The following is a 13,685-nucleotide window of genomic DNA, read 5'->3' as shown; positions in this document are numbered from 1 at the left end:
GCTGCAGTCCTACGGCGCAGCAAAGCGAGAGATCATGCCGGGTGTAGAGCATCGCTCCCACAAAGGGTTGAATAATCGGGCGGAGAATTCTCACCAACCAGTCCGGCGGCGAGAGCGGATCATGAAGCGCTTCAAGTCACAGCGACATCTACAACGCTTCGTCTCCATCCATGATCCGATCGCCAACCTATTTCAAATCCCGCGCCACGACATCTCCTCCGGCCACCATCGCGAACTGCGCACGGCGGCGATGAGCCTGTGGGCGAAAATTGCCCGAGCATGAGAGATAGCTGCGGATGGCGTCTTTCGCTGGCCTTCATCCGTTAAGTTTACGATGCCATTGAACGTGTGCGGCATCGTCGAAATCCGGATCAGGAGACTGAAAACCACCGCTCAATATCAGTCGCCGGGTGATCCACGCAACAACGCCCTCGGGAACGGTGCGGATGGCCACGCTTTTCTGGCGGCGAAGCGGGTGATGCGTGTCCGAAACCTGACAGCGGCAGCAAAAATGTCAGGTTCAGTACAACCGGCCATCTTGGGCACTCTGGAGGCTTTTCAAGCATAATCATGCGCTTGCTGCGCGCTGAGCGCGCTGGCATGGCCTTTGCACATTGAGGTTCGGCAACACTGAGTGAGGGCTGCGTGCAGACGCGCAAGACGAGCGATGCTCTCCTTCCCTTGAACCGGTGTGCCCCCTCTCTACGAGGGAAACAAGCTCGCGCATAAAGTCGCGCAACCTTTGGCAATAGCTTTGGAGGGCTACATGGTGCTGCAGATGGGGTCCCCGGCTCCTTCGATTCAAGTGGAAAACTGGCGGCGTGGCGAGCCCCTCACGAACTTCCAGCCCGGCAAAGTGTACATCGTGTCAAGATTACCCTTGGCTTAGGTCAGCCACATTCGCCGCTTGTTGAATTTGCGTCAGGAATTTATAAGGAGGAGCAAATTGTCTGAGACCGTTATATTCAGCGGCAAAAATATTCCAGACGTATACAGAGGTGCTTATCCGGTAGAATTCGGGCGGGCGAAAGGTTCCTATCTGTATGATCGGCTGGGCCGCCCCTATCCTGATTTCTTATCGGGCTGTGGATCGCTTAACTACGGGCATAATTGCGAGCCAATTCGCGAGTCGCTCATGGAATACATACTCAGCGACGGAGTTGCGATGAGAATGGATATGCACTCCGTAGCAAAGACAGGTTTTCTCACGGCGCTGCGAGATGCGATCCTTGTTCCCCGTCAACTGGATTTTCATGTTCAATTTACCGGGCCTACTGGAGCTAATGCTGTCGAAGCGGCGATAAAGCTCGCACGAAAATTCACCGGTCGAACGAATGTGATCGCCTTTACCAATGGCTTCCACGGGCGTTCATTGGGTGCTATGGGGTTGACCGGGAATTCATCGCATCGTGCATCGTCAAAGCCCCTTCTAACGCAAGTTACTCATCTACCCTACTGCGATTATTTTGGACCCACCGTTGACACTGCGGGTCAAATAGAAAAACTCCTATTGGATTCTTCCAGTGGGATCGATGCTCCGGCCGCATTTGTATTTGAGACAGTCCAAGGCGAAGGTGGTGCCAATGTGTGCTCACCGATCTGGGCTCAGAGAATGCAACGACTAGCCCATGAGATCGGCGCCCTCACGATTGTCGACGACATACAGGCTGGGTGCGGGCGAACCGGAAATTTCTTTTCCTTTGAAGATCTCGGTATTGTTCCTGATATCGTGATCATGGCGAAATCTATTTCGGGTTTTGGCCTCCCGATGTCTATCGCGTTCATTCGGCCCCAATATGACATTTGGAATCCAGGCGAGCACAACGGAACATTCCGCGGTAACAACCACGCTTTTATAACCGCCGCCGCTGCGCTTAAGCGATATTGGTCTAATGATCGCTTTGCAAAGGAGGTCAAGGAAAAAGCCACGCTGGCAAGAGGGGTCGTTGAAACCGTAGCGGAGCAGTATGGGCTGTCCGCGAAGGGAAAAGGCCTTTTGCTTGGTCTTGATTTTTCAAACACTCAAGATTGTGCAGCGGTCAAAGAGGCGTGCTTCCAAGACGGTTTGATCATCGAAACCTGCGGACCAAAAGACGAAGTTCTTAAAATTCTGCCGCCGCTCAGGATTAGCAGATCCGAGTTTGATGACGGTTTGCAGATTGTTCGGAGCGCATTGAATAAGGTGCATTCCTCATCTAGGCGACTGGCAACGGGCGGCAACTGCAGCATGAACAGTCGAGATACAATACACTCGTGGTCGACCAGCGGCCGACTTCCCGTCGCTACGGTAATAGTCGGTTATGGACATGCTGGCCGCGACCTTCACGAGCAATGCATCCAAAAACTATGGGCTTCACGACCGGGGTCGCTGTCGACCACTGTTGACATTCTCGCGGTCGATCTATCAAGCGATCGCAGAAATCTCGCAGAGAAAGACGGACATCGGGCAACTGATGTGTTGCCTCCGGTAAATCTGCAGCATCCAACCGTTTGTCATATCTGCATTCCCCCAAAAGATAGAGCCGCTGCTGTAAGGGCCGTACTCGACAGAGGCTATCGCTCCATCTTGGTGGAAAAGCCGGCTGCGCTTTCGGAGCACGAATACCATCAGCTGCTCTCGTTGGAAGAGCAGTTTGGCGCACGAATTCTGGTTGTTTCAAATTGGCCTTGCAGCGCCCTGACCGCTTGCATCAGAGCCTTCCTTCGAAGCAAGGAGCTCGGAGACGCAATCTCAGCTGTGTTGGTGCAAACAAAATCTAGGATAGCCCGTAGTCAAAAAAACGTTGATGAACATATTGCTGAGGTGGAGTTACCCCATCAGCTTGCATTGGCACTGCATTTATTAGGCGATGGGCATGTCGAGGAATGTAGAATAGCGGATATGATCTTGCCAAACGGCTCAAGGATAGCATCAATGGGCTCTGCTCGTGTGGTGCTTCGCCACTCTGGTAACGTGCACTCCACGGTGTTTTCTAGCCTCGCGCATCCAGTTCGCCAACGCAGCATCTCAATAGAAATGAGCACCGGGGTCACAATCGAAGGGTGGTTCCCGGCCAGTGCGGACGACAACATATCTAGTCTGCAGTTGCGGAAAGGCAGCGAGCTGTTGTTTGCCACTTCAATGTTTGATGATCCGCTGACGCGTTCTATCGAGCTTGCATACAATCATTTCCACCCCGAGTTAGGGCCGAGCGACGAAAGTCTCGTACGCGCCATGTCGCTGCCGGCGCATAAGAAAATAGCGAGTGTAATTGAGTTCGCAATGACCCGAAAAAGCGTCGAGCAGATTGGTTCGTTCGAATATCTTGATAGCAATGTTTCAAACGGGCGGCCGCATGCTAGTGCCATTCTATAGCAATACGCAGGAGATGCGGAGCCTTACTCCCGATCTCAGACGTGAGTTCGCACTTCTGGTTGAGCAGGACACTCTTGTTAATGGTCCTATGGTCAAGCGCTTTGAGAAAGAACTGTCAGATTATACCGGAGCAAAATATGTAATTGCGACGTCCAATGCTTCGGACGCCCTAGAGCTGGTTCTTCGCTCGCTTGGCATCGGACCGGGCGATGAAGTTATTGTTCCGTGCTATTCCTTTTTTTCTTCCGTGTCCTGCATTCGAAAAGTTGGCGCGACTCCAGTGTTCGTCGATATCGATGCCCCAACTTACGCCTTGAACCTGCTTGCTGTCGAGGCGGCAATTACGCGGGACACGAAAGCAATCATGGTCGTCCATCTTTTCTGTCAGATGGCCGACATGCAGGCGTTGAATGAGGTTGCCACGCGACATCAAGTTCTCATTGTTGAAGATAGTGCCGAAGCAATCGGGATGACTCAGAATGGCGTGCACGCAGGCAGGTTTGGATCAGCTGGCGTACTGTCGTTCTTCCCGACAAAAACATTGGGCGCATTAGGAGACGCTGGAGCGATTATCACGGACGATCCTAAACTGGCGGTCGCGATGCGTCAGACGGGAGATCTCGGGCGGGACGGGTCAGGCCTTGCTGTTAGACGCGGCATTTGCAGCCGTATGGACGACTGGCATGCGATCGTACTTTCTCACAGGTTACGGACACTCCAAGCTAATATCGAGCGTCGCCAAGAAGTGGCGGCACGTTACTCTCGACTACTCGGGCAAGTGCCCGACGTTCAGTTGCCTCGTCTTACCGCATACGTGAAGAGCGGTGAGGAAGTTTTCTACGTCTATTTGATCGAGGTTGAACAAAGGGATGAACTGGCAAAGTTTCTACTTGCGCAGGGGATCGTCACAGAAACCTATTATCCCATGCCTCTTCATTTGCAGCCTGCCATGTCGGACTTGGGGTATCGCGTCGGCTGCTTTCCTGTCGCAGAAACCGCTGCATCCAAGGCACTCGCACTTCCTATCCATCCCGAGATTCAAAAGGCTCAGATTGAATATACGGTTGAAGCCATTGCCACGTTCTACTCATCCAGATGAACGTTTCCTTCTTCAATTACGCAAGAACGGCCGCTCTGCTGCCCAACGCCTTGCCCGATCTTCTGCTCATTCACTGCGAGAAGGGTGAGTTCATTTTGAAATCATCAGTCGACTTCTTTGAGAGGCAGGTGGCATCGTTTGCTGGGTCTGAGGATCTTAAAACGGTGGCCGTTGGTTCTGCGTCTGCGGGCATGCAAATAGCCCTCGAGGCCTTAGGCATTGGCCCAGGGGATGAGGTTATTGCCCCCGCATATTCATACTCATCCACAGCAAATTCGATCGTAGCGGCCGGCGCGACACCGATCTTTGTCGATATCCAGGCGAACGATTGGTCAATTGACGTTGACGCAGTTGTGGCAGCGCAATCGATACGCACCAAGGCCGTCATCGCAGTGCATCTTTATAGTGGTGTTTGCGACATTCCTCTGCTGCGATCGAGATTGCCGGACCATATCCATATTCTTGAAGATAGCGCGACCAGTTTTGGTGGAAAGCTTCGAGGTCACCCGTTGGGAACTCTCGGTGACATTGGCGTGTACTCGTTTTATCCGGCGAAGCCGCTTGGCGGCTTGGGCGATGGCGGGATGATTGTCACAGACCGAGAAGAGGTTGCCAGTCTCTGCCGGATGCGCAGGAATCATGGGCAGGATGGAAAGACGCGTTTTGTTCACCACGTAAGCGGCCACAATAGCCGTATGGACGAAGTGAATGCTGCCTACCTCGCGATACAGATGGGATTTCTTGTGGAGAGGATCGAGCGCCGTCGGGCGATCGCAAAACGATACGACGCGGCTTTCACCGTCGCCGGAGTTGGCCTTCAGCATTGCAATGAACCAGAGCGAGTCCCGTATCGATATGTCGTTCGGCATCCAGATGCCAGTTGTTTGCGGCAGTTTCTTTTCGATCTCAAAATAGAAACCCAAACAGGGTTCCAGGCACCCCTGCCCCACCAGCCGGCTTTCGCGCACTTCGTGGAGAAAGGAGCGTCGTTGCCTGTGGCCCTTCAGATGAGCCAGCAGGCTGTCTGTTTGCCACTGTATCCGGAGCTGACGGATGCCGAGGTAAACCATGTGATCAACGGTGTGCTTGAGTTCGGAAACGCCTGCAGATGAAGTCACCCTACTCCATGTCGGGAATTGCCGATGAAGCTGCGTCGTCGATCGCAGTACAGATTGCCACTCACAAAGCCATTGGCCTCTCGCACATTGAACTCAGGTCCGTCGACGGCTCCCCGATTGACGCATTGGGAAAATCTGAGGTCAGTGCCCTGATAGCCCGCATTAAACAGGCGGATTTCGTCGTCGACTGCCTCGACTCGAGAATCGGTAACTGGTCGAGAACAGTTGAGTATCCACTCGATGATGAACTAGCCGAAATCGACCGACTTGCTGATATTTGTCATGCATTGGGCTGCAAGTCAGTGCGGATCATGTCGTATTCGCGTGGCACTTTTTCGGCGCATGATTGGCAGGAGCGCGCTATCGAGCGGTTGTTCGTTTTTGTAAATCGCGCCAAGGAGCACGGGATCATGCTTCTTCACGAAAATTGTGATGGTTTTGCCGGTAGATCGCCATCCGATACTCTTCGGATGCTTCGGCTCGTCGATAGCACCAATCTGCGTTTGCTATTTGATACGGGTAACGGGCTCGCCTACGGATATGATGCCCTCGCGTTCTTACGGCCCATCGTCGACTTCGTCGATCACGTCCACATTAAGGATGGTATGAAGTCTGGAGGCGAAGTCACTTATTGTCGCGCTGGCTGTGGACATGCCGGCGTCGCGGCATGTTTGGCGCTACTTTTCTCAAGCGGATACAGAGGAGTTTTCTCTATCGAACCCCATCTAGCAGTGCTCCCGCACGCCGGTAGAGCAGACCCAGAGAACGATCGACGCATAGGCCTTTATACGGAATGTGCCGTAAGCGCTGGCGACCTAGTTCGGGATGTCTGGCATGGCATCACGCAGCATGTTTAGTCAGCATCATAAAGATTTGCTGAGCGAACTCATCTCGGTGGATACGGTCACGCCGATGGAGTCAGGCAGATGCTGCGATCTTCCTCGAGCTCTGGATTTGTACGCTGCGGCAGCTCAGAGAATTGGGTTCACAACGCTGTATCGGCATGTGCCAACACTGGACTGTGAAGCCCCCGTTTCGGTGAAGCGTAGAGCGGAAGAAATGGGGCCAGAGTTCTTCGCCCACCAAGCCTCGATTGTGTTGGGATCACAGGACATCCATGGCTGCGCGGACGTAATGTTCAATTTTCATATGGATACGGTCGGCCCTTTTTTCCCCGTGAGAAACCTCCGAGGCGGTATCCATGGGCGGGGTGCTGCAGACAACAAGGGGCCTGGCGTAGCAATCCTGGAAGGAATCGAACGCTGGGCAGCCAACCACCCACCAGAGAAACGTCGCCCTCGCCTGCTTATCCAATGTGTTGCCGGCGAAGAGGGAGGCGCCATGGGCGTCTATGGCACCAAGCAACTGATGGAGTTGGGCTATCACGGCTCGCTGAACATTTTCGCTATTCCATCTGGCGGCGCGTATTTTGACTCCTCGACATGTTCGATGACCCTGGAATTATTTGTCGACGGAAAAGGAGCCACCGACGACGCACCCCACCGAGGAGACAATGCGAGTCTGATTCTCTCTTACTTATGCGCAGAACTGGCGAGACAAATGGGGCCGATTTGCTCTCGGACTGATGTGCGCATGACACTCGCCGGTGTTGCTACAGGTGACATGCATAACCGGGTGTACGGAACCGGCAGAGCGCAGTTCAACTTCTCGTATCGCACGACACGATCAGGCGAGCTTGTGAAGTCCGCAGTAACTAGCGCGATTGAAACCGCGGGTTTCCGCTTCGTAGATATTTTCGGCGGCATTGATGTCTTCACTCGTACGGCAATGCGACTTGATCAGATTCTCACCGTTCGCTGGCTCAAGAGCGGATTGCCAGTCCTCACCAATCGTAACGCAGACTGGGAAAGAAAACTCGCTGACGCAGGAATAAAACGTCACGCCGACGATGCCGAGACTTTCACGTGCGATGCAATGTGGGGTCAAGGGCGAGGATATTCAATTATGTGGGGACCCGGTTCGCTGTCAACGAACGGGGCACACACCTCATCCGAACATATTGACTTCGCCGATCTCGACCAGTTCGCGGATCAAGTTGCAGCGCTCTTGTTTATTGCATCATACGAAGTGACTGGGGCTGCAGCATGTCAAACGTGATTAGAATCGATGCCGAGTCTCTCAGAAGGCTAACTGAAGTGACCTTCCTGAGATATGGGTTCTCGTCTGAGCAAGCCGCCGCCGCCGCCGACGTATTACTTTATGCTGACCTTCACGGCTTGGATTCGCATGGGGTCTGTAATCTTCTCCCGATCTACGTGAAAGCGTTAAGTGATAGATCCATTCTTCCATCATCCACGCTCCGAAGGGTGAGGAAGAAAGGCGCAATTTCGACGTTCGATGCGTCAGGCATGCTTGGACTTCTCGCAGCCAAAGGCGCGATGGAAGCGGCCATCGAACTTGCTGCCGAACATAGCGTCGGGGCCGTGACAGTTATGAACAGTAGTCATTTCGGGGCAGCCGGATACTTCGCGCGCATGGCAGCCCAATCGGGAATGATCGGGTTGGCACTGACGAACTTGGGAAATCGTCCTGTCGGGTACGCACAGGGTTCACGCCGAGCAATCATCGGCACCAATCCTTTGGGATTTGCGTCACCCGCTGGGGACTTGCCATCTTTCGTACTTGATATGAGCACGACGGTAGTCGCCAGCGGAAAAATCAAACTCGCAAAGGACCTCGGAGAAGAGGTTCCAGTGGGTTGGATGGTCAATCAGAGCGGTCAACCCGTGACTGATCCCCACTCATATTTGGAAGGTTCTGGATTCCTGGTTGCGTTGGGTGGATGGCAACGATCTACGGGTGGCCACAAGGGGCTTGGACTCTCGCTTTTGGTGGAAGTGCTCTCTGGTGTACTCTCGGGGGCGAGTGTCTCCTTGGGGTTCGAGGATGAGCAAAACAGCATTGGACACTTCCTGTTTGCGCTCGATGTGAGTGCATTTCTCGAGGGCTCCATATTTGCCGAGCGAATGGAGAGGTTTCTCTCCTCCTTATTGGGAGAACCTGTCTTTGAGGGGCATGAGGCACTCACCTATCCAGGACATTCCGACGCGAAAATTGCACTCGAACGAGGCGTCCACGGTATTCCCCTTCCGGCTCCGACGGTCGCCGCCCTCAATTGGCATGCGTCAACGTTAGGAGCTGTTTCTCTAGCGGAGATCGGACAATGATCCGTGTTGGCATTGCAGGCCTAGGAGTGATTTCTCACTACTACCTCGCTGCATTAACTAGATCGAACTCTCTGAGACTAACTGCTGTCTGCGATAGTTCGGAAGCCAAGCTGGACGGGTTTGGTCGGCGGCATGAGGTCGAACAGTTCGCGGACTACACAGCCTTGATGCGAGCAGAATGCGTTGACGCCGTCATAGTGAATCTTCCGAACAATCTTCATTTCGATGCATGCAAGCTCGCCCTCGCTGCGAGCAAGCACGTTTGCTGCGAAAAGCCGCTAGTTATGGGCGAGCTTGAATCCAGACGGCTTATCTCCCTGGCTGTGCGACACCAACGAATTCTCTTCACTGCTTTTCATCGTCGATACAACCGACACGTCAAAGATGTCGGGAGCCTTCGGACAACCGACAATGGAGGCATCGCAGCCGTTTCGATCTACTACAAGGAGGATATTCGGCAGCACGCAGGAAATGACAGTTGGTACCTTGACCCCGCTGCGTGCGGAGGTGGCTGCATTGCTGACAACGGCCCGAACGCTTTCGATCTAGCGATGCATATCGTAGGCGACATCGATCTCTTCGCAGCCTCCGCCGAGTTCGATGATTGCGGTATTGATATAGCCGCCACAATTGAATTGCGCAGCCAAACTGGACTGCCGGTTCATATTTATTTGGATTGGGCTTATCCCAACGGGGAAGACAAGCGAATTGTGCTGTCAAACTCAGATGGAACTTCACGAGAAGTAGATCTTCTCAACGGGTTCCCAAAGTTCAAATCCTCTCTCTATCACGAATACGTAGGTATCCTAGAACATTTTGCTCATCATGTCGCCAACAGAAGTACGGTGAACTACAGCTCTGCCGCATGCGTTCGGTTGGTTAGCAAAACGTATCAGCAATTATCTGCTTCCGGGATAAGGAACTGAAGCAGAAATGAGTAGGTTGGATCATGCGAGGCACATCAATGAGTCAGGATCTATTGGACGGTCTGTCGAATGCGACAAAATCAATTCCGTGCCGTTACTACTATGACGACCATGGGTCGCGTCTGTTTGAGGAGCAATGCAAGCAACCAGAATACTACCTGTATCGTACCGAGAAAGAGATTCTCGAAAGGCAATCTGAGCAAATACTGAAAGCATGTCGTGTTGAGACTTTCGTCGATCTCGGATGTGGGAATTGCGAGAAAACCGAAATGTTCTTGCGTACCTCGATCTCCACGATGCGGTACCCGCTGCTCAATATGATTGACATAAATGGCCTCATTGTAGAAGAAGCAAGCCAACGGCTGAGTCAGAGGTTGCCGACTTTGAACACGGTGAAGCTTGTTGGTGACTATGCGGCAACCATTCCTATGCATGCTCATCGCGTGGAGCCCAGCCTTTTTTTCTTCCTCGGCAGCAACATCGGCAACATGACCGACGATGAAATTCTTCGGTTCATGAACATGTGCCGAACCGGGATGCGTGATGGCGACTACATCTTGATCGGGCATGATCTCGATAAGGACCCCGCATTACTGACTGCAGCATATAACGACAAGAACGGGGTGGCTGCGAAGACAAACCTGAACGTGCTGTCGAACCTTAATAATCAATACGCTGGAAACATCGATATCTCCGCTTTTCGCCACGAAGCTGCCTACTATCCCGAGGGGTTCACGATGAAGTCCCATCTCGTGGCCTTAAGAGACACGACGTTCACATTACCAAAACTCAAGCTCACGGTTTCGGTGAAGGCCGGAGAGCGTATTCTCACCGAAATCGAGAGGAAGTTCCCGATGGGGTACCTTGAGCAACTTTTGGAACTTGCAAAATTCAAGTTGGTTGAAGAATTTCACGATGACAACGCGTGGTTTGCCGTGAGCCTTTTTCGTCATGTTTGCCGTAACGACAGAACGGTCAGCGGCGCGTCCGGGCTCGATGGCTAGTATCGGCCGGATAGCGCAAGCTGAGTGGTTGCGCACTGTCCTGTCGCCACTGCGAGTTGGCAGCTTCCGACTGTATGTGTGTGCGAACTTCTTTCAACTTGTGAGCAGTTGGTCGCAACGGTTCGCATTGCTCTGGATTGTTTGGGAATCATCGCACTCAATGGGTATGCTTTCTTTCGTTCCAATTGGAGAAATGGCCCCTACCATTTGGTTGGGCTACATAGCCGGAATCGTGGCCGACAAGACGAACCGGTTTCACATCGTCATTGGCGTCCAGCGATGTCTTGCCGTTGTCGCATTTTTGCTATCAACCGTTGCTGCATCCGCTTTGGGACCGACCCCGGCGATTATCCTGTGGTGCCTAAACGGGACCCTTATAGCATTTTTGACGCCGGCCGCATTCTCGCTTACGCCAATGATGGTAGGCAGAGAGTTGCTACCGAAGGCGATTGCCATCAACAGCGTGTCTTACTCCATTGCGGTCTTTATTGCGCCAGTATCAGTATATATTCTGATAGAAGCTATCGGTCCATGGATAATATTTTTACTCAACGGGATCGTGCTGCTCATTTACACTGCGGTAATCTCAAAAATATCACAGAATTTCCAATCCGCCGTGGGTGTCAAGAGAGGCAGTGTCGGAGGCCAGCGACGTGCTTGGTCCCCTCAAGTGACTGCGCCCATCGTTGGGACGCTCGCGTCGCTTGCAATCGTTTGCATGCTCTTCAGACCCATAGGTGAGTTGCTTCCCGGTATCGTCGCATCTCTTCGTGGAACGGCCGATCTTGCGCTCATCGCCACATTGACCTCTGCCTTTACCTTCGGCGGTCTCTTCTCCAGCCTCATACTTCTCGGGTGGATTTCGCCCTCCAACGCAAGTCGGATCAACGGTCCCGCCGCTCTTGGTCTCAGTGTGTCTGCCATCGCGATGATCTGGGCGGAGTCGAATGCCATCCTGACACTCATAATGTTCGCCTTTGGGCTGACACTAGCGATGAACGCAACACTTGCGCTCGTTTTGGTGCAGCTTGAGGCGGATGAACAATCGCGGGGTAAATTGGTTAGCATCTACTTCTATGTCTATAGCGGTGGCACAGCATTGGGCTCTGTCCTTTATGGGATTGGCGAAGCCTTCCCGCGTTTTATCATCGTCTTTGCGTCAATCGTATTCACAGTGTTTAGTGCGTGCCGATTTGTCGGCGAGCGCAGGAGGAAACTATGGGGGAATCGACTATGAGCGTTTCCAAACATCTTGTCGTTTTTGGCGCTGCCGAATGGCTTCTCGCCTCTGAAAAAAGAAGTTTAGCTCGCTTTACAGTGGTGGACAGAGCCTACTGTTACGACAACTATGCAACTAACAGGCCAGAGCGCCTTCTTTTGATGGAATATGCGGACCCGTCACTTCCGGACATGATTGCTGCAATCCACCGCGAAGATCCCTTCCATGGCGCACTCCTGATGTCCGATGACGCACTTATCGTTGGCGCCACGATTGCAGCAGCCTTGGGATTGGAGTGCGCAAGTGCGGAGGCAACCGCGCAGCTAAAGGACAAATCCTTGATGAGGACTGCCCTCCAATCCGAGAAGTCCGATGCCGTAGAATTCGAACGCGTGCATTCACTTGACGGCATTGCCGCATTTGCTGACAGAGTAGAATATCCGATTATAGTTAAGCCGACAAACTCGGTTGGAAGTTATTTGGTGAAGAAGATAGAGAATCTTCACGACGCGAAGCGCTATTGGGACGAACATTGGCAGGGTAAAGGGCAAGCAATTCTGGCAGAGAAGTTCATAGAGGGTACGCATTTTGGAATTCTTACGTTTTCATTTACCGGCAGACTTCTAATCATTGGAATCGTCCGAATATTCCACGATCCGGCGATAGGTCATGGTAGTTGGGTTTCAATTGGGCAGTATGTGCCTGGCGAAGTGACGCAAGCGCAAAGAAGCGCAATCGCTGCGACCCTCAGTCGTGCATTATCGACGCTTGGGATCGAAGACGGGCCATGCTGGACGGAAATACGCATCAACGGCGAGTCAATCAAAATAGTCGAATCTCAGAACCGTCTGCCGGGTGGATTTATTCCTCAGCTCATTCGTCACTCGACAGGCATCGACGTCCACAACCTCTTGATCGAATGGGGTGTGCGAGAGCGTGGGTCTGTAGACGAAAAAGTCGTAAGGGCGGCCGAAGCGTTGGAGAGCATGCACAGTACTGGCAGCGGAGCGGCGATTCGGTTCTACACGCCGCAGCCTGGGCGCGTGATGAGGGTCACGTTTCCCGAACCCCGCCCGGACGCGATCCTGCGGTCTGAAATCTATATACAAACGCCCGGAGTCGCCCCTGTGGTCACGCGGGACATCGACAGGATCGGCTATGCGCTCGCGATCTCTGACATTGGGAAGGACGCGTATGAGGCCGCAAGCAATTTTGTTGAGTCCACCAAGTTCGAATACGAAGCGATGGTCTGACGCTATGAGCATGCACCAACTGTTCCGCGCGCTGTTCACGCGGCCGAGGCCATAAGGATCTGGCGGGGCTGCCAATTCCACGGCAGCAGTTCATGAAGCCGGTTCTGCGGCGTATCGGCGATGTGGGCGAGGACGTCGGCCAGCCAGGCCTGCGGGATCGACGTCGTTGAGCTTCGGCGTTTATGCCGACCGTCGAACTATGCCGAGCACTTCTTCCAACATACCAGTTGGAACGCGCTTCTCTCGTCCTTTCCGCCGGAGATTTGTTGTGGGCACTCGGCATAGTCTCATGTTTAGAGGGCGCTCAGGAATTCCAGAAGCCGGTCGTTCGGTCGGAATCGTTCGGCCTTGGCGCGTTCGTACGGCTTCAGCTTTGCGAGCGCGGTTTCCTTCAGTTCAAGATGCGCGTGAAGATAGGTCAGCGTGGTTTCGACCGTCTCATGGCCGAGCCATAGGGCGATAACTGAGCAATCCACGCCCGCCTGTAGCAGTTCCATGGCAGCGCTGTGCCTCAAGACATGAG

12 protein-coding genes and 1 pseudogene are annotated in these 13,685 nt (G+C 53.2%); 11 read left to right on the top strand and 2 right to left on the bottom strand.

Translation table 11 applies throughout. The features are described 5' to 3' along the window. The 11 genes from BSG20_RS33055 to BSG20_RS33000 form a co-directional block, all read left to right on the top strand. On the top strand, nucleotides 1–283 hold a 283-nt coding region (locus BSG20_RS33055), incomplete at its 5' end, for a DDE-type integrase/transposase/recombinase (RefSeq protein ID WP_143147588.1). A 663-nt stretch (nucleotides 284–946) separates the two neighbouring features. Beyond that, complete coding sequence (locus tag BSG20_RS33045; protein WP_072382040.1) at nucleotides 947–3,355, top strand: diaminobutyrate--2-oxoglutarate transaminase; 2,409 nt, start codon at nucleotides 947–949, stop codon at nucleotides 3,353–3,355. Continuing rightward, on the top strand, nucleotides 3,336–4,454 hold the full coding sequence (locus BSG20_RS33040; protein WP_072382042.1) for a DegT/DnrJ/EryC1/StrS family aminotransferase: 1,119 nt from the start codon (nucleotides 3,336–3,338) through the stop codon (nucleotides 4,452–4,454). Before BSG20_RS33045 ends, BSG20_RS33040 begins: the two co-directional genes overlap by 20 nt. Continuing rightward, nucleotides 4,451–5,566, top strand: coding sequence for a DegT/DnrJ/EryC1/StrS family aminotransferase (locus BSG20_RS33035; protein WP_072382044.1), 1,116 nt, complete (start codon nucleotides 4,451–4,453; stop codon nucleotides 5,564–5,566). Before BSG20_RS33040 ends, BSG20_RS33035 begins: the two co-directional genes overlap by 4 nt. Further along, on the top strand, nucleotides 5,563–6,429 hold the full coding sequence (locus BSG20_RS33030; RefSeq protein WP_072382045.1) for a sugar phosphate isomerase/epimerase family protein: 867 nt from the start codon (nucleotides 5,563–5,565) through the stop codon (nucleotides 6,427–6,429). The genes BSG20_RS33035 and BSG20_RS33030 overlap by 4 nt, the downstream gene beginning before the upstream one ends. Continuing rightward, nucleotides 6,407–7,690, top strand: coding sequence for a M20/M25/M40 family metallo-hydrolase (locus BSG20_RS33025; protein ID WP_167371649.1), 1,284 nt, complete (start codon nucleotides 6,407–6,409; stop codon nucleotides 7,688–7,690). Before BSG20_RS33030 ends, BSG20_RS33025 begins: the two co-directional genes overlap by 23 nt. Beyond that, entirely contained in the window at nucleotides 7,678–8,760 is a 1,083-nt protein-coding gene (locus tag BSG20_RS33020; protein ID WP_022719350.1) for an Ldh family oxidoreductase, read from the top strand. Before BSG20_RS33025 ends, BSG20_RS33020 begins: the two co-directional genes overlap by 13 nt. After that, nucleotides 8,757–9,686: a Gfo/Idh/MocA family protein gene (locus BSG20_RS33015; protein ID WP_072382050.1), complete on the top strand. Its 930-nt coding sequence runs from the start codon at nucleotides 8,757–8,759 to the stop codon at nucleotides 9,684–9,686. Before BSG20_RS33020 ends, BSG20_RS33015 begins: the two co-directional genes overlap by 4 nt. Nucleotides 9,687–9,724: 38 nt before the next feature. Then, the gene (locus BSG20_RS33010) at nucleotides 9,725–10,690 is read left to right on the top strand and encodes an L-histidine N(alpha)-methyltransferase (RefSeq protein ID WP_072382052.1); all 966 of its coding nucleotides are present in this window, start codon (nucleotides 9,725–9,727) and stop codon (nucleotides 10,688–10,690) included. Then, a complete protein-coding gene (locus BSG20_RS33005; RefSeq protein ID WP_083540059.1) occupies nucleotides 10,638–11,927 on the top strand; it encodes an MFS transporter in 1,290 nt (429 codons plus the stop codon). The genes BSG20_RS33010 and BSG20_RS33005 overlap by 53 nt, the downstream gene beginning before the upstream one ends. After that, the gene (locus BSG20_RS33000; RefSeq protein ID WP_167371650.1) at nucleotides 11,924–13,162 is read left to right on the top strand and encodes an ATP-grasp domain-containing protein; all 1,239 of its coding nucleotides are present in this window, start codon (nucleotides 11,924–11,926) and stop codon (nucleotides 13,160–13,162) included. The genes BSG20_RS33005 and BSG20_RS33000 overlap by 4 nt, the downstream gene beginning before the upstream one ends. A gap of 35 nt (nucleotides 13,163–13,197) precedes the next feature. On the opposite strand, the pseudogene BSG20_RS32995 reads toward BSG20_RS33000, so the two are convergent. Further along, nucleotides 13,198–13,342 (bottom strand): annotated as a pseudogene (locus BSG20_RS32995) (transposase domain-containing protein); the annotation flags it as partial. Between the two features lie 113 nt (nucleotides 13,343–13,455). Continuing rightward, a partial coding sequence (locus BSG20_RS32990) for a tyrosine-type recombinase/integrase (RefSeq protein ID WP_177309919.1) occupies nucleotides 13,456–13,685 on the bottom strand: 230 nt, incomplete at its 5' end.

The sequence above is a fragment of the Rhizobium tibeticum genome (genome assembly GCF_900110205.1).
In the GTDB taxonomy this organism is placed as follows: Bacteria; Pseudomonadota; Alphaproteobacteria; order Rhizobiales; family Rhizobiaceae; genus Rhizobium; species Rhizobium tibeticum.
Note: the sequence above shows the minus strand (reverse complement) of the source record. Positions and strands in the feature narration are given on the sequence as shown.